The 15,080-nt window shown below is 69.6% G+C and carries 19 protein-coding genes; 9 read left to right on the forward strand and 10 right to left on the reverse strand.

Annotation, left to right across the window (positions count from 1 at the left end; all coding sequences use genetic code 11):
* Positions 1-82: 82 nt before the first annotated feature.
* Positions 83-559, reverse strand: a complete 477-nt coding sequence (locus DMC64_RS05705; RefSeq protein WP_125732446.1) for a hypothetical protein — start codon at positions 557-559, stop codon at positions 83-85.
* A 53-nt stretch (positions 560-612) separates the two neighbouring features.
* On the reverse strand, positions 613-1,728 hold the full coding sequence (locus tag DMC64_RS05710) for a C40 family peptidase (protein ID WP_199754889.1): 1,116 nt from the start codon (positions 1,726-1,728) through the stop codon (positions 613-615).
* Between the two features lie 80 nt (positions 1,729-1,808).
* On the opposite strand from DMC64_RS05710, the gene DMC64_RS05715 reads away from it, so the two are divergent.
* The 6 genes from DMC64_RS05715 to DMC64_RS05740 all read left to right on the forward strand — a co-directional run bounded on the left by DMC64_RS05715 (position 1,809) and on the right by DMC64_RS05740 (position 5,972).
* Positions 1,809-2,633, forward strand: a complete 825-nt coding sequence (locus DMC64_RS05715; RefSeq protein ID WP_125732448.1) for a biotin--[acetyl-CoA-carboxylase] ligase — start codon at positions 1,809-1,811, stop codon at positions 2,631-2,633.
* 97 nt (positions 2,634-2,730) lie between these two features.
* Positions 2,731-3,303, forward strand: a complete 573-nt coding sequence (locus DMC64_RS05720; RefSeq protein WP_037335809.1) for a PH domain-containing protein — start codon at positions 2,731-2,733, stop codon at positions 3,301-3,303.
* On the forward strand, positions 3,303-4,235 hold the full coding sequence (locus DMC64_RS05725; RefSeq protein ID WP_125732450.1) for a hydroxymethylglutaryl-CoA lyase: 933 nt from the start codon (positions 3,303-3,305) through the stop codon (positions 4,233-4,235). Before DMC64_RS05720 ends, DMC64_RS05725 begins: the two co-directional genes overlap by 1 nt.
* Positions 4,232-4,726: a hypothetical protein gene (locus DMC64_RS05730; RefSeq protein WP_233629572.1), complete on the forward strand. Its 495-nt coding sequence runs from the start codon at positions 4,232-4,234 to the stop codon at positions 4,724-4,726. Before DMC64_RS05725 ends, DMC64_RS05730 begins: the two co-directional genes overlap by 4 nt.
* 173 nt (positions 4,727-4,899) lie before the next feature.
* Complete coding sequence (locus DMC64_RS05735; protein WP_125732452.1) at positions 4,900-5,700, forward strand: TNT domain-containing protein; 801 nt, start codon at positions 4,900-4,902, stop codon at positions 5,698-5,700.
* Entirely contained in the window at positions 5,697-5,972 is a 276-nt protein-coding gene (locus tag DMC64_RS05740) for a hypothetical protein (protein ID WP_007031910.1), read from the forward strand. Before DMC64_RS05735 ends, DMC64_RS05740 begins: the two co-directional genes overlap by 4 nt.
* 6 nt (positions 5,973-5,978) lie before the next feature.
* Here the strand turns inward: DMC64_RS05740 and hisN are convergent, their stop codons facing one another.
* The gene (gene hisN / locus DMC64_RS05745) at positions 5,979-6,764 is read right to left on the reverse strand and encodes a histidinol-phosphatase (protein ID WP_125732454.1); all 786 of its coding nucleotides are present in this window, start codon (positions 6,762-6,764) and stop codon (positions 5,979-5,981) included.
* Between the two features lie 42 nt (positions 6,765-6,806).
* On the opposite strand from hisN, the gene DMC64_RS05750 reads away from it, so the two are divergent.
* The 3 genes from DMC64_RS05750 to DMC64_RS05760 all read left to right on the forward strand — a co-directional run bounded on the left by DMC64_RS05750 (position 6,807) and on the right by DMC64_RS05760 (position 9,374).
* Positions 6,807-7,511 carry a response regulator transcription factor gene (locus tag DMC64_RS05750; RefSeq protein WP_016331364.1) on the forward strand — a complete coding sequence of 235 codons (705 nt, stop codon included), beginning with the start codon at positions 6,807-6,809 and terminating at the stop codon, positions 7,509-7,511.
* Between the two features lies 1 nt (position 7,512).
* Positions 7,513-8,796 carry an ATP-binding protein gene (locus tag DMC64_RS05755; RefSeq protein ID WP_037332277.1) on the forward strand — a complete coding sequence of 428 codons (1,284 nt, stop codon included), beginning with the start codon at positions 7,513-7,515 and terminating at the stop codon, positions 8,794-8,796.
* 65 nt (positions 8,797-8,861) lie between these two features.
* Positions 8,862-9,374, forward strand: coding sequence for a hypothetical protein (locus DMC64_RS05760; protein WP_233629573.1), 513 nt, complete (start codon positions 8,862-8,864; stop codon positions 9,372-9,374).
* Here DMC64_RS05760 and DMC64_RS05765 read toward each other — a convergent pair.
* The 7 genes from DMC64_RS05765 to DMC64_RS05795 form a co-directional block, all read right to left on the reverse strand.
* Positions 9,352-9,765, reverse strand: a complete 414-nt coding sequence (locus DMC64_RS05765; protein WP_037332271.1) for a hypothetical protein — start codon at positions 9,763-9,765, stop codon at positions 9,352-9,354. The genes DMC64_RS05760 and DMC64_RS05765 overlap by 23 nt on opposite strands.
* Positions 9,766-9,769: 4 nt before the next feature.
* Positions 9,770-10,402: a response regulator transcription factor gene (locus tag DMC64_RS05770; protein ID WP_037332269.1), complete on the reverse strand. Its 633-nt coding sequence runs from the start codon at positions 10,400-10,402 to the stop codon at positions 9,770-9,772.
* Positions 10,403-10,537: 135 nt separating this feature from the next.
* Positions 10,538-11,185 (reverse strand): response regulator transcription factor, encoded by a 648-nt coding sequence (locus tag DMC64_RS05775; RefSeq protein ID WP_125732456.1) that lies wholly within the window; start codon positions 11,183-11,185, stop codon positions 10,538-10,540.
* 220 nt (positions 11,186-11,405) lie between these two features.
* A complete protein-coding gene (locus DMC64_RS05780) occupies positions 11,406-12,242 on the reverse strand; it encodes an NAD(P)H-binding protein (RefSeq protein WP_125732458.1) in 837 nt (278 codons plus the stop codon).
* 11 nt (positions 12,243-12,253) lie between these two features.
* Complete coding sequence (locus tag DMC64_RS05785) at positions 12,254-13,612, reverse strand: MDR family MFS transporter (protein WP_125732460.1); 1,359 nt, start codon at positions 13,610-13,612, stop codon at positions 12,254-12,256.
* Between the two features lie 237 nt (positions 13,613-13,849).
* A complete protein-coding gene (locus DMC64_RS05790; protein WP_016331373.1) occupies positions 13,850-14,389 on the reverse strand; it encodes a GtrA family protein in 540 nt (179 codons plus the stop codon).
* A gap of 180 nt (positions 14,390-14,569) precedes the next feature.
* A complete protein-coding gene (locus tag DMC64_RS05795) occupies positions 14,570-15,070 on the reverse strand; it encodes a GtrA family protein (protein ID WP_125732462.1) in 501 nt (166 codons plus the stop codon).
* Positions 15,071-15,080 lie beyond the last annotated feature (10 nt).

The following is a 15,080-nucleotide window of genomic DNA, read 5'->3' on the forward strand; positions in this document are numbered from 1 at the left end:
CTTTCGGGGCGTCTGATGTCCCGAAAGTGGCTTTCGCGACACCGACACCGGCTCCGGCTGGATCTGTCGGATAGCCGAAAGTTCAGCTGCCGAAAGCGGCGCGAAGCGACCTCTCGTACTCCTGGCGCGAGAACGTCAGAACACCCATCGAGTCGTAGTTCCAGTCCCGGTACGTGTTCCGGAGATCCGACCACGTCACCGTGTCTTCGTCCGCCTCGATCTTCGCCACGAGTGCCCAGCACTCCTCGATACCGCACGCGCACCCCAGCAACAGGTACTCGTCGTCTTCCGCGCCATGCGGAACGCGATCCGGCGCTTCGCCTAGTAGATGCCCGGCGGAAAGGTGCGTCGAATTCGCGTAATCCCCGGCGAGCAAGGGCGCGGGCTCCGTCGGGAACTCCTCGCTGCGCTCCTTCTGTTCCGCGAGCGCGTCGGGAAGTTCGGCCTCGCGCACCAGGTCCAGGAAGGAAACGCCGTCGATCAGGAATTCGAGCCACGTTTCCCGCTCGTCCGGTCGCCTCGGCTCCGTGGAAAACCGGCGGAACTCGATCTCACGCATGAGCACACGGTAGGCATCGGCGACGGCCGCCATCGCCGATTGGCCGGTTGAGGTCAGGCCGCGGGCCGTCCCGCACCCGTGTAGTCGTCGCCCTTCGAGTGATACGTGTGGATCTGGATCGCCTGGCCCTCGGTGGGCGCGTTGATCATCAGCCCGTTCCCGAGGTACAGCCCCACATGGTGGATCCGCGTCGACGGGTTCCCGTAGAACACGAGATCGCCGAGCTTCGGCTCGCCGGCCACCTGCGGCAGCGCGCGGAACTGGCTGTCCGCGGTCCGCGGGAGCGCGACACCGGCTTCGTCGTAGGACGCCTTGGTCAGCCCGGAGCAGTCGAAGCCCGCCGCGCCCGCTTCGGGGCCGTTGCCGCCCCACACGTACGGGAGGCCCAGCTGGCCGAGGGCGAAGCGGGTCGCCTTCACGGCGGGGCTGGCGGAGCGCGCCGGGTCGAGGGACAGGGTCGCGTACAGCTGCGCGTTGCCCAGGACACGCTGGCGGAACAGTTCGGCCTCGTTGCCCTTGCCGCCCTGGTAAGCGGCGATGGCCTTCCACCAGCCGTTGCCGCCGCCGAGGTCGGCCCCGGAAGCGCACAGGGCGCGGCCCGCGGCGACCGAAGCGGAGTCGGGGTCGGCGAGCGCGGGTTTCGCGATGCCGGGGATCGACGCGCCGTGCTTCTTCCACTGCTGCGCCGACAGGCCGAGGGGGTTGTCGCCGCCACGTCCGTGGTTCGAGCTCGCCGCGCCGATCCCGGCCAGGGTGACCCAGGACAGGTGACAGTTCGGCTGCTCGCCGCGCAGCGCCAGTTCGCCGTTCGCGTAGCCCATGAGCGACTTCGCCGGGATGTCGAGCGGCCCGGCCAGCTTCCCCGCCCACTCTTCGAGCGGCCGGGCGCCCTTCGGCGTCTCCTGCGCCTTGACCGGCGCGCTGACCTCCAGGACCGACGGACCCGCGCCGCCGCCGACGGTGGCCGGGTCCTGCTTCGCGGCGGGAACGGGCACGGGCTGACGTCCGTCGACCGGGGCGGGATCGTTCCCGCCCGCGAGCAGCCAGCCCGCCGTCGCGAGTCCCGCGACCAGCGGGAGCGCGACCAGGCCGCGCATCGCCACGCCGTGCGCCCACGACTTCTTCGGGCTGGGTTCGGACGCGCTCGGGGCGGGCTCGGGCTCGGTCACGCCGTCCAGATTATTGGAGACCACCTCTGCGTAACGAGCGAACGCCTTGCACGTTAGGGGGACTCTCATATTCTGGACGAATGAGTGAGACGGGAGCGCTCGACGCCGGGCGTCTGAGTGCCGCGCTGTCCGGCCGGTACGCCGCGATCCAGGTCGTGGCGAGCACCGGGTCCACCAACGCCGACCTGCGGGAAGCCGCCGCGAAGGGGGCTGAAGACCGCACGGTGCTGATCGCCGAGGAGCAGACGGCCGGGGTCGGCCGCCGCGCCCGGCACTGGTCTTCGCCGAAGGGATCGGGCCTCTACGTCAGTGTGCTGCTGCGCCCGGGCGGCGTCCCGTTCGCCAATTTGGGTTCACTTTCCGTGGTCGCGGGCCTCGCGGTCCGGGAGATCGCCGAGGGACTGGGCGTCGACGCCGTCCTCAAGTGGCCGAACGACGTCCTCGCCGGCCCGGACCGCGCCAAATGCGCGGGCATCCTGGCGGAGGCCGTCGCCGGTGACGACACCACCGTGATCCTCGGCGTCGGCGTGAACGTGCTGCCGCTCGGCGAGAGCGTCCCGGCCGGGCCCGGCGGCCTGCCCGCGACCTCGCTGGCCGAGCAGGGGGCGACGGAGACCGACCGCGCCGAGATCGCCGTCCGGCTGCTCACCGCGTTCGACGAGCTCGAACGCCGCTGGCGGCTCGCGGGCGGGTCGCTGGCCGAGGCCGGCCTGCTCGGGGACTACCGGCGGTACTGCGCCACGCTGGGCCAGGACGTCGAGGTCCAGCTGCCCGACGGCTCGGCGCTCACCGGCCGCGCCGCAGACATCGATCCCGCCGGCCAGCTCCAGGTCGACGTTCCCGGTGGTGAGCGGTACACGGTGTTCGCCGGAGACGTCGTCCACGTGCGGCCAGCCAAGGCCTGATCCGTGCGTCTCGATTTCCGGCGTCTCCTCTTCCGCCGGGACCGTTCGCCGGTACGGTGAGCTCACCAGCGCCGAACACACTTTGGGAGCGTCCGTCGTGGCCTATCCGGACGATTTGCTCAGCGAGAACGAGCACGTCGTGGTGCACAGTCACCCGCATTTCAAGATGCTGATCTTCCCGTTCCTCGCGCTGATCGTCACGCTCGGCGTGGGGATTTGGCTGGCCGTCATCGCGAAGGACGCGACGGCCCCGTGGGACCTGATCTCCGAGATCGCGATCGCCGCGGTCGGGCTCGGTCTCGTCGTGTGGCTGTTCCTGGCGCCGTTCGTCCGGTGGCGCACGACGCATTTCATCGTCACCACGGACCGGTTGATCGCCCGCGAAGGTGTGCTCAAGCGGACCGGTATCGACATCCCGCTGTCGCGGATCAACAGCGTCCAGTTCGAGCACGGGCTGCTGGACCGCGTGTTCGGCTGTGGCACGCTGGTGATCGAGTCCGCTTCGGACGAACCGCTGAAGTTCGACGACATCCCCAAGGTCGAGCGCGTGCACACGGTCATCTACCGCGAAGTCAACGACAACCCGTACGACGACTTCGCGCCGGGACCGCAGCAGACCGAGCCGCTGCCGCCGCAGGGGCACCCGCCGCGCGGAAACCGGCGCCGCTGATGGGCACGCGAGAGCTGGGGCTGCCCGAAAAGGTCCCGTCCGTCTACTCCCTGCCGGAGCGGGTGACGATCTGGGAGGTCGGCCCGCGTGACGGTCTCCAGAACGAGAAGTCGATCGTCCCGGTCGAGGTCAAACTCGAATTCCTGGACAGGCTCGCCGATTCCGGGCTGACCACGCTCGAGGCGACCAGCTTCGTGAGCCCGAAATGGGTGCCGCAGCTGGCCGACGCGGAGCAGCTCCTGGCCGGGCTCGAGAAGCGCGAGGGCGTCCGGTACCCGGTGCTCGTGCCTAACGAGCGTGGGCTGGACAGGGCACTGGAGGCCGGTGTCTCGCATATCGCGATCTTCGCCAGCGCCACCGAGACCTTCGCCAAGAAGAACCTCAACTCGACGGTCGACGACCAGTTCGCGATGTTCGAGCCGGTCGTCACGAGGGCGCGGGACGCGGGGCTCGACGTCCGCGGGTACGTGTCGATGTGCTTCGGCGACCCGTGGGAGGGCGCCGTCCCGGCCGCGCAGGTCGCCGGAGTGGGTAAGCGGCTGCTGGACCTGGGCTGCTCGCAGCTCTCGCTCGGCGACACGATCGGCGTCGCCACCGCGGGTCAGGTCGAGACGCTGATCGGGGAGTTCGCCGGCGTCGACACCCTGGCCGTCCATTTCCACGACACCTACGGCCAGGCGCTCGCGAACACGTTGGCCGCCCTCCGCTGCGGCGTGTCCACTGTGGACTCTTCGGCCGGCGGCCTCGGCGGCTGCCCGTACGCCGAATCGGCCACCGGGAACCTCGCGACCGAGGATCTCGTGTGGATGCTCGACGGTCTCGGCGTCGAAACCGGTGTCGATCTCGACGCGCTGGTGGCGACGAGCAAGTGGATGGCGGGCAAGCTGGGAAGGCCGAGTCCGTCCCGGGTGGTCAACGCGCTCGCCGGATGAGGTTCGCGGAACTCACGGATGAGACCTGGCCGCTTTTCGAGCGGCTGTTCGGGCCGGGAGGGGTGCAGGGCGGCTGCTGGTGCGCCTTCTTCCGGCTGACCGGGCCCGAGTTCAAGCAGGCGGGCAAGGACGGCCGCAAAGCCCACGTCCGCGACGAGGTCGCTGCCGGGAAACCGTTGGGGCTGCTGGCCTTGGCCGACGACGAGCCGGTCGGCTGGGTCGCCGTCTCGCCCCGGCTGGACAATCCGAGGCTGGCGAGGTCGCCGGTCGCGGCGTCGCCCGGCGACCACACCGGGGTCTGGTCGGTGACGTGCTTCTACATCGGCCGGAAGAGCCGCCGCCAAGGGGTTTCCGCCGCCAAGGGGTTTCCGCCGCCTTGCTGCGGGCCGCGGTCGACTTCGCGGCGGGGCGTGGGGCGCGCGTCGTCGAGGGTTACCCCGTCGAGGTACTGGGCAAGAGACCGGGTGCGGACCTGTACCACGGCACGGTGAGCGTTTTCGCGAAAGCGGGATTCGAACTCGTCGAACGTCGTCCGCCGTCCCGGGCCTTGATGCGCTTTCGGGTATCCGCCGACGAGAACGCCGGTCGGCGCTAAGGTCGTAACGCGTCCTGTCCGCTGCCTCCCCCGTTCACCGGTGGGAACCGATTCCTTGGGGGAGGTGCGGTGACCGATCCGAGCGAGGCCGGAACGGGCCCGATCCGGCTGCCCGTCGAGTACGACGCCCCGACACCACCGCACGGGGCTCGCGCTCCGTACGCGCCTTCGCCGTGGCCGCCTTCGGTGGCGCCCTTGCGGGTGCCCTTCCCGCCGAAGCCCGCCGCCCCACCGCCCATGGGGGCGTTGCGGACGGAACGCGAGAGCGTGATCGCGCTGTTCCTCGTGCACATGTTCCCGATCGGGCATCTCCCGGTCGCGATGGGCAAACCCGCGCGTCAGCTGCCGCTGCCCGAGGGCGGTTCCGGCCCGCAGGACCATCCCGAGGCGGACGTGCTCGACGACCTGGACGCGTTGTCCCATGTCAGCAGCGGATTCCGGCGTTCGCCGACGACTCCGGCCGCCGTTCCGCCGCCGGAGTTGACCAGGGGTCACCATCCGTGGGGCGAATTGTCCGAAGAGGACTGGAAAGAGCGCTTCACGACCGGAACGGGCTATCTGTGGCCCTCCGACAGTGATCCGGCGACGCCGACGATGCTCGAGGCCGGTACCCATCTCGACCGTTTCGGGGATCAGCACGGCCGGGTGTTCGCCGAGGACGCGACCCTGTTCCCCATGCGCTCGCTGCCGCCGGACCGGGCCGGTGCCTACCGGCGTTACCGCGTCGTCCGGCCGCTGCCGGTCTGGCGCTCGGTGACCGCCGGATGGTTCGGGCAGCCGGGCGGCGGAGTGCGCTTTCGCACGGTGCTCGGCGCCGATGAACTCGTCACGCTGGGCTTCCTGGCGGACGTCACGGGGGAGGTTCGGTGAACACGGGGACGATCCTGCGGTGGCTGGCCGCGCTGGGCGTGCCGCCCGAAGTGGTCTCGGTCGGCGCGGAGGTGGACAACGCCTGGTGCCTCATGCGCACCGAGGAAGAGGGGGCCGAGCCCGCCTGGGAGGTCTTCTGGCGGGAGCAGGGCAACCGGTACGACTGGGCGCGGTTCACCAGCGAACAGGTCGCCTGCCACTACCTCTTCGGACGTCTCGCCTGGTCGCAGGTCGCGCGCGGTGCCGTCGGGCTGCTGCCCGGCGCGCAGTGAGCGCGTTCAGCGCTTCAGGATCGCCAAGACCTCGTCGTGGAGCAGCCCGTTCGTCGAAAGCGCCGACCCGTTGTCGTAGCGCGCTTCGCCGTTCAGGTCGCTGAAGCGGCCACCGGCCTCGGTGACCAGCACCTGGGCCGCGGCGACGTCCCACGGGTTCACGATGCATTCCGCGGTGACGTCGAGCGCGCCCTCGGCGACCAGGCAGTGGTGCCAGAAATCGCCGAAAGCGCGGCTTTCCCAGCACGCGTCGACGAGGTCGAGGTACTTCTCGCGTGAGTGGTACTCCACCCACGAGTTCAGGTCCGTTGTGGACAGATACGCGTCTTCGAGCGACGCGACCTTCGACACCGAGATGCGGCGTTCCCCGGCGGAGTCGCTCATCCAGGCGCCGTCGCCGGTCGCGGCCCACCAGCGGCGGCCGAGCAGCGGTGCGCTGATCATGCCCACCACGGGGTCGCCGTCCTCCACCAGCGCGATCAGCGTCGCCCACACCGGGACGCCGCGCAGGAAGTTCTTGGTCCCGTCGATCGGGTCGAGCACCCAGGCGCGTCCGGTCGCGGCGGTGCCGCCGCGTTCTTCGCCGAGCACCGCGTCGTCCGGCCGGTCCGTGGCGAGGATCGCGCGGATGGCGTCCTCGACGGCGGTGTCCGCGTCGGTGACCGGCGTCCGGTCGGGTTTGCGTTCCACGGCCAGGTCGAGCGCGCGGAACCGGGCGGTGGTGATGGCGTCGGCGGCGTCGGCCAGCCGAGTGGCGAGTTCAAGATCATTCTCGTAGCCGGGCACGGTCACGATGGTTTCACGCCCGGCAGTCGTAGAGTTGGCCAGGTGAGCATGGTGCTACTCGCCGAGGACGACCCGGCCATCGCCGATCCGCTTTCCCGCGCACTCCAGCGGGAGGGGTACGAGGTGCGGGTCGTCGGCGACGGGCCCGCCGCCCTCGACGCGACCGAGAGCGACCGCGTGGACCTCCTGGTGCTCGATCTCGGCCTCCCGGGGATGGACGGGCTCGAGGTGTGCCGCCGCCTGCGCGCCAGCGGCACCGAGGTGCCCGTGCTGATGCTCACCGCGCGCACGGACGAGGTCGACTTCGTGGTCGGGCTCGACGCCGGCGCCGACGACTACGTCGCCAAGCCGTTCCGGCTGGCCGAACTGCTGGCCCGCATCCGGGCGCTGCTCCGCCGCCGGGCGCCCGACGTGCTGGAGGCCGGGGGAGTGCGGATGGACCTCGGTGCCCGGATGGTCACCGTCGACCTGCACGAGGTGCAGCTGGCGAACAAGGAGTTCGAGCTGCTCCGGGTGCTGATGAGCCGGGCCGGCCAAGTGGTCAGCCGCGACGAGATCCTCGCCGAGGTGTGGAATGACCTCGAATCCAAGACCTCGAAGACACTCGACATGCACATGTCGTGGCTCCGGCGGAAGCTCAGCATCGCGGCCGACGAGGCGGCGGGCCGCGCGGGCAAACCCGGCGGGAACGGCGACGGCGAACGGCGGATAGCCACCGTCCGCGGCGTCGGCTTCCGCTTCAACGCGGAATAGCATGCGCCGCCGCATCCTCCTGGCGATCCTGCTCGCCGTCGCGGTCACCGCGGCCGTGCTGGGCATCCCGCTGGGGATCACCGCGTGGCAACTCGTCGAGAACCTCAACCGCGAGAACCTCGCGTCCTCCGCCCGTGGGATAGCGGCGACGCTGGACAGCGAGATCGCCGTCGGCCAGCCGATCAACCTCGACCTGGTCCGGGTCGCCGTGCCGCAGGGTGGTCTGCTGACCGTCCGCGCGCAAGGGCAGATCGAGAAGCGCTACGGCTCCGACCCCGGCTCGGACGTGGTGTCCGAGCGGGCGCCGATCGCGCTGCACGGCGAGGTCGAGCTGTCCGTGCCCGCCGGGCCGATGCGCACCCGCCAGACGCAGGTGACGCTGCTGGTGCTGCTGCTGGTCGTGCTGTCGGTGGGCACCGGCACGGTGGTCGCGACGGTGACCGCGCGAAGGCTCGCGAAACCGCTGAGACACGTCGCGGATCGCGCGGTCAAACTCGGCGGCGGTGATTTCCGGCCGGATCCGAAGCGCTACGGCGTCGGCGAGCTCGACATGGTCGCCGAAGCGCTCGACGCGTCCGGCTCGGCGCTCGCCCAGCTCGTCCAGCGGGAACGCCAGCTCGTCGGCGACGTCTCTCATCAGTTGCGGAGCCGGTTGACCGCGTTGCAGCTGCGGCTCGAACCGCTGACCGTCCACTCCGATCAGGACGTCGTCGACGAGGCGAAGGCCGCGCAGGAACAGGCGGACCGGCTCGCCGAAGCGCTGGACGAACTGCTGGCCGCCGCGCGGGCGGCGCGCGAGGTCGGCGCGGAACCGGTGAATCTGCCGGAAGTGCTCCCCGAGGTTTCCGAAGAGTGGCGGCAGCTGCTTCGCGCCGAGGGCAGGCATCTGCGGATCCGCGTCACCGACGGGTTGCGGGCGAGGGCGACGCCCGGCCGGTTGCGCGAGGTCGTCGGCGTCCTGCTCGACAACGCGCTGCGCCACGGCGCGGGAACGGTCACGCTCGCCGCCCGGCGCGGCGACGCGGACGGCACCGTCGTCATCGAGGTCGCCGACACCGGCTCCGGGGTGCCCGACGAGCTGGCTCCGCACATCTTCGAACGCGGATTCTCCGGCGGCGGCTCGACCGGTGTGGGTCTCGCGCTCGCCCGCGCGCTCATCGAGGCCGACGGCGGCAGGCTGGAGCTGTCGAGCAAGCAGCCGGCGGTGTTCAGCCTGTTCCTGAAGGTGCCCCGGCCGGGAGACGTGGCCGAGGTGCGGTGGCCGGCCGAGCGGGTCCCTCGCTAAGAAACGCCCCAAGGACGTCCCGATCGGGCAAGGCCGGTGTCAGCGCGGCGACTTACCGTCGGGGGGTGCATGCGACGGCGTTCCGGTACCGCCCACCGGTGAGTCCGGTGGCCGCGGCGACCCTGGAGATCGGCAAGGTGGCGGTCACCGTGCGGTTGTCCTTCGACGGCGCGCTGTACGCGTGCCGCCGCCCTCCCGGCGTGGTGGAGCGGATGGAGGCCGAAGCGCTCGACCTGCTCTCCAAAGGCCTGTTCGTCAGCGGGATCGACACGCCGGTCGCGACCGTCACCGGGGCGGCGGGCCATCGGTTCGTCCAGCGAAGCGCCGAGTTCGAACCGCCGGACGGGAGGCTCTACCGCGGCATGTGCGGGGTCGGCGCCAGCCGGAACGGGCTGACCCTGACCGGCATCCTCGGCTACCGCCTCGAAGTCCGCGCGGAATGGGCGAGACGGGCGGGTGACTGCGGCCCGCCGGGGAACGCCGCCGAATGGTGCGAGCTCTTCGGCGGCGAGCTGGCGTCCATCGGCGGGGTGGTCCTGCGGCGGGCCTCGGTGCTCAGTCTCGGTACTCCGCCGTGACCGTGACGACGAACGCCGCACGGGCGGGCAGGCCGAGGCTGACCCACAACCCGGTCGGATCGGTCTCCTCCAGGGTGATCGGCAACGGCTGCTCGTCGACCACGAGGAACTCCGTCCCGATCAGGACGCCCAGCGAGCGGTCGAGCAGCGTGTGCTCGTCGCGGACCTTGTCCGCCCGCGCGGTGACCAAATAGGACAGACGGCACCGCTTCGCCCGCACGGCGCCGGTTCCCGGGCCGGCGCCGTGCAGGGCGAAGAGGAACAGATCGACGCTCGACACCCGTGTCTCGGTCTGCCAGGTGGGTTTCGGCGGATCGAGCCGGACCACCGTCCCCTCCGGCAGATGGGGTGCGATGAGCCGGCACAACGCCTCGTCGACCTGGCTGATCACGGGGTCAGATCAATCCCTCACGCAGTGCGTAAGCCACCGCGTGCGAGCGGTTCCGGAGCTGGAACCGGTTGGTCACGTCGTGCAGGATGCTCTTCACCGTGCGCTGCGAGTAGCAGAGCTGGTCGGCGATCTCCTGCGTCGAGAACCCCGACGCGACCAGCTTGAGCACCTCGGTCTCCCGGTTGCTCATGCCACCGAGGTGCAGGCCGCGCGGCTGCAGCACCTGACGCTGCAGCCGTGAAACCCGGTGCAGCAGCCTGCCGAGCAGGTCGGGCGGCAGCGCGCCCTCCCCGGCCGCGGCCGCCTTGATCAGCCGGACCAGGACGTCGGCGCCCGCGTCGGAGCGGCGGGCGACGGCGCAGACGCCGTGTTCGATGGCGCTGAGGATCTCGTTGTCGTCGACTTCGCCCGCGATGAGCACGATGCGGGTGAAGCCCTGGTGGTGCAAGGCGGACAGCAGTTGCGTCATCGCCTCGTCGAGGCGATCGGTGACCAGGAGGGCCACCATGGTCGGGTCGGCGGTCTCCCCGTCCACCAGCCAGACGTCGTCACGGGAGCGGAGCGTCATGCAGACGCCGTTGTGCAGGATCGGATCGGTCGCGCGGACGACCACCGGTGTCCGGTTCGGTTCGAACATGTGATTCCCATTCCCCTCGAACGGTGCGAGGGCCCCACCCCTCGCCCTACTCACCCTGCCGGGTGAGGTGTCCCGAGCGCATGGGACTCCGGTCCCGGAATTGCCCGAAAAGCCGCCCTTATCGGGGTCGCTTTTTCAGCGACCCAGCCCCGCTTCACGGGCGCGCACGATCGCTTCGGCGCGATCCGCGACGTGAAGCTTGCTGAAGACGTTCGAAATATGGTTCCGCACGGTCTTCGGGCTGAGACACAGCGTGCTGGCGATGGCGGTGTTGCTGTGCCCGCCCGCGATGAGCGAGAGGACCTCTCGTTCGCGGACGGTGAGTTCCGGGAACACCGTGTCCGTCGTCGGCTGAGTGTGGTTGAAGAAGCCGAGAACCCGCGTCGCGATGTCGGGCCCGAAGATCGCTTCGCGCCTCGCGACGGCGTGCACGGCACGAATGATTTCGTCGGGTTCCGCGTCTTTCAGCAGATATCCGCGGGCTCCGGCCCGCATCGCGGAGAAAACGGATTCGCTTTCGTCGGCCATCGTCAGCATGAGCACGCCGACGCCGGGCCGTTCGGCGACGATATGCCGGGTCGCCTCGGCACCGCTGATATCGGGTAAATGCAGGTCCATGACCACGACGTCGGGCGAGAGCGCGCTCGCCGCGCTGATCGCGTGCGCGCCGCTCGCGGCCTCGCCGACCACGTCGATCAGCGGTTCGTTGTCGAGCAGTGTGCAGACCCCGAACCGGAACAGCGGATGGTCGTCGACCACGAGCACGCGAAGGCGTTCGTTCATACGGTTCCCCCTGTCTCCCCGACGCGGCACGTTAAGCGAGAGGGCCGGTCACGAACAACGCGAGGTCCGGACAGCGGACCGGCGAGAATTAAACGCCTGATGAGTATCGCGTACCGCGGGGGCCAGCCCAACCCATTAACCCTTTCGGCCCACGTTCGGGTCTCAAGTCCGTGAAGGCCTCCTTCCCTACCCTGAAGGTAGTGAAGGAGGCCTTCACGGATCAGGCGAAGGAAGCGGCGTGCTCGTGAGCCCAGTCCGCGAACGTCAGCGGCGCCCGGCCGAGGAGTTCGCGGACGGTGTCGAACACGATCTCCTCCTTCCCGGCGGACTGCCGTTTCAGCTCGAAGATCCCGTCGACCGCCGAAGCGGGCCAGCCGAACCCGAGCATCCGGGCGCGCGAAGCGGCTTCGGGCTCTTCGACGTAGGTCAACAGCCGCCCGAGCGCGTCGCCCAGGATCTCGACCTGCCGCCGCGTCGTGAGCGCTTCGCCGCCGGTGATCGGGTAGGTCTTGCCCGCGTGTCCGTCACCGGTCAGCACCGTCGCGGCGACCTCGGCGATGTCGCGGACGTGCACCAGCGCGGACGCCGGATCGCCTTCGGGGACGCGGATGACGCCGTCGCCGCGAACGGCGGGCAACCAGGCGAACCGGTTGTCCATGAACGTGCCGGGGCGCAGGATCGTCCAGTCGGGCCCGGCGTCGCGCACGGCCCGCTCGGCCTCGGCGTGCACGAGGGAGATCGGGTCCGTCTGTCCGAAGTGGACGCCGGTGGTGGAGAGCTTGACGACGTGCGAGACGCCGGCGGCGGCCTTGAGCACGGCTTGTTCCTGGACGAGCGGGTCCGAGCCGTGGCCGGAGGTCAGGACGAACAGGCGCTCGACGCCGTCGAGCAGCGCCGGATCGAAGGCGTCGAGGTCACCGACGGCGACTTCGGCGCGCGGATCGATCCGGGCGCGGGAGGGATCGCGCGTCAGGGCACGGACTCGGGCGCCCCTGTCCAGCAGCGCGGGAACGAGTTCGCGGCCGATTTTGCCGGTGGAACCGAGTACGAGGATCATCGGAAGACTCCTTAGTGGTTGCGCCGCAAGGAAACGCGCGGCAGGAAGAGGGAAGCGACGAGGCCGGCGGCGAGGGCGGGGACCATCACCCAGAACACGCCGCCGAGCGCGGACGAGTAGCCGGCGGGACTGTCGTCGGTGAAGGCGTTCGTGAACACCGCGCCGAAAACGGTCAGCCCGGCGGTGGTGCCAAGGGAGCGAAGGAAACCGACGGTCGCCGAAACGGCGCCGAGGTCGGTCCTGGCGACGTTCTGCTGGGCCGCCATGGAAAGCACCTGCATGTTGAGTCCGGCGGCCGCACCGAACACGACGAGATAGGCGACGACGAGCGGCAACGGCGTAGTTTCGTCCATTGTGGACATCGCGAGCGCGGCGGCGAGGCCGAGCGTCATACTGAGGATCGGCGCCCAGCGGTAAGCGCCGGTCTTGGCGATGACGCGGCCCGCGACCATCGACGACGCGGCGACCGCGAGCGTCATGGGCAGCAGCAGAAGCCCGGCTTCGGACGGCCCAGCGCCACCCGCGGTCTGCAGGAAGAGCGCCAGGTAGTTGACCGAACCGAGGAAGACGAATCCGGCCGCGGCGCTGGCCAGCACGCTCAGGCTGAACATCCTGGAGCGGAACAGCCGGAGCGGGACGACCGGTTCGGCCGCGCGGCGCTCGATGAGCAGGAAGGCGACGAGCAGCACCGCGCCGATCGACGCCGACAGGGGAGTCGCCAGGGTCAGGCCGACGATCGCGCCGGACAGGACGACGATGCCCGCGAAGTCGAACGGTGCGGCCGTCCGGCGTCGTTCGAGCCGCAGGAAGCGTGCGACGACACCGAACGCGACCAGGCCGATCGGCACGTTGAGGCCGAAGATCGACCGCCAGCCCGCCAGATCGGTCAGGACGCCGCCGACGACCGGGCCCGCCAGCGAGGACCCGGCGAAGCAGATCGAGAACCAGGCGAAATAGCGAGCGCCTTCGCGACCGGGGAACAGTTCGCCGATGATCGCGGCGACCGCGACGAACAGGCCGCCGGAGCCGATGCCCTGCAGGACACGGGCGGCGATCAGCAGCGGCATCGTCGGCGCGAGGGTGCAGGCGAGGGAGCCGAGGACGAACAGCGCGATCGCGACGAGGACGACGCGTTTGCGGCCGAAGAGATCGCCGAGCTTGCCGTAGACGGGTGCGCTGACGCTGCCGGCCAGCAGGTAGGACGTGGTGACCCAGGCGAACGACGTCGCGCCGCCGAGCTCGCCGACCATGCGCGGTAGCGCGGTCGCGACGACCTGGGCGTCGAGCATCGCCAGGAACACGGCGGCGAAGAGCCCGACGAGGGCAAGGGTGTTTCGGGCGCGCGGAGGCGCGCCGAGAGTGGTGCTCAAGAAAGAGATCCGTTCACTGGAAGAAACGAGGGAACGCGAGGGACGCGGAGCAGTACTCCGGATCCCCGCCAAGACGGGAAAAGGCTCAACCGTCATCCGAACCGGATGCGGTCCTCTTCGCGCTTGGCGATCACCTCGAATTCGTCCCGCTCGACCGTACGAACCCGGCCGGCGTCATCAGTGAAGGAACGTTGATATGGATGACCCTAGACAATCACATGTCTTTTGACAAGTGTTTCAGTGGAGCGGAACGACGTCGTCGTCCGGCTCGTCGCTGTCCCGGCGGCGTTTGCCCAGCTCATCGGGGAAGACCCACTTCTTGAAACCCCAGAAGCGGAAGAACATCGCCAGCAGCATGCCGATGATCGACCCGCTCGTGAAGTCCGCGAACTCCTGGACGAACCGGGTCACGTGCGGCACTTCGAGATCGAAGATGTAGCGCGACGTGTAGAGCGGGATCAGGTTGACCACCACGGCGATCCCGCTGATCACGAAGAAGAGTGCCGCCTCGTGATGCCGCTCACGGCCGCCGCGGGTGCGGAAGGACCACTCGCGGTTGAGGATGTACGACACGATCGTCGCGACGATGATCGCGATCGCCTTCGCCGTGGTCGGCTTCGACTCCAGCACGCTGAGTTTCAGCAGGTACCAGACGCCGTTGTCGACCAGGAACGTCGTGCCGCCCACGATCGCGAACTTCAACAGCTCACGGTGCTTGATCAGCACGGATCGGAGCGGCTCGGGCGTCCTGGAAAGGACGGATTCGACCACGGTCACCAGATCAGTCTAATTCGCGTCGCCCGCCGAACGGGTCGGCAGGGGATGGACAGCGCGATATATGACGTTTTGGGTGTTTCGATCCCGTGGGTCGTGAGTGGCGATTCGGGTTAGAACACGAAACGCCACTCACGACCCACGGGACCGGGGGAGCAAGGGACCTTTGCTACCAAGTGGCGGTCAGGCGGCCGGATCGTCGGGAATGCCGGAAATCTCCCGTCCACCGCCCCGCACCAGCCGCGGCCGCGCGCCGGCCTGCGGGAAGACCCACTTCTTGAACGACCACCACCGGAACGCCGTACCGAGCAGGGTCCCGGCGAGCACCCCGCTGACGAAGTCGGCGACCTCCTGGGTCAGCAGCGAGACATGCGGCTCCTCCAGCTTGAACACGTACCGCGAAATCAGCTGCGGAAGCGCGTTGAGCCCGAGCGCGATCGCGCTGAGCAGGAAGAAGAGCGCCGCTTCGTGCGCGCGCTCGCGGCCGCCACGGGAGCGAAAGGACCATTCGCGGTTCGCGACGTACGAGAAAACGGTGGCCACCAGGACGCCGATGACCAGCGCGGTCACCGGTTTGTCGGTCAGCACGGTGAACTTCAGCCCGTAGGTGATCGTCATCGTGATGACGAAACTCGCGCCCCCGACCAGGACGAACCGCACCAGCTCGCGATGCTTCCCCAGCATGCGGGCGACG

Origin of the sequence: Amycolatopsis sp. WAC 04197 (assembly GCF_003947475.1) — a bacterium.
Classification (GTDB): Bacteria; Actinomycetota; Actinomycetes; order Mycobacteriales; family Pseudonocardiaceae; genus Amycolatopsis; species Amycolatopsis japonica.

What these genes read in the sequence shown, in the direction of transcription:
- DMC64_RS05705 (WP_125732446.1), bottom strand. Translation starts at nt 559, where the DNA reads ATGCGTGAGATCGAGTTCCGCCGGTTTTCCACGGAGCCGAGGCGACCG.
- DMC64_RS05715 (WP_125732448.1), top strand. Translation starts at nt 1,809, where the DNA reads ATGAGTGAGACGGGAGCGCTCGACGCCGGGCGTCTGAGTGCCGCGCTG.
- DMC64_RS05725 (WP_125732450.1), top strand. Translation starts at nt 3,303, where the DNA reads ATGGGCACGCGAGAGCTGGGGCTGCCCGAAAAGGTCCCGTCCGTCTAC.
- DMC64_RS05730 (WP_233629572.1), top strand. Translation starts at nt 4,232, where the DNA reads ATGAGGTTCGCGGAACTCACGGATGAGACCTGGCCGCTTTTCGAGCGG.
- DMC64_RS05750 (WP_016331364.1), top strand. Translation starts at nt 6,807, where the DNA reads ATGGTGCTACTCGCCGAGGACGACCCGGCCATCGCCGATCCGCTTTCC.
- DMC64_RS05755 (WP_037332277.1), top strand. Translation starts at nt 7,513, where the DNA reads ATGCGCCGCCGCATCCTCCTGGCGATCCTGCTCGCCGTCGCGGTCACC.
- DMC64_RS05770 (WP_037332269.1), bottom strand. Translation starts at nt 10,402, where the DNA reads ATGTTCGAACCGAACCGGACACCGGTGGTCGTCCGCGCGACCGATCCG.
- DMC64_RS05775 (WP_125732456.1), bottom strand. Translation starts at nt 11,185, where the DNA reads ATGAACGAACGCCTTCGCGTGCTCGTGGTCGACGACCATCCGCTGTTC.
- DMC64_RS05780 (WP_125732458.1), bottom strand. Translation starts at nt 12,242, where the DNA reads ATGATCCTCGTACTCGGTTCCACCGGCAAAATCGGCCGCGAACTCGTT.
- DMC64_RS05795 (WP_125732462.1), bottom strand. Translation starts at nt 15,070, where the DNA reads ATGCTGGGGAAGCATCGCGAGCTGGTGCGGTTCGTCCTGGTCGGGGGC.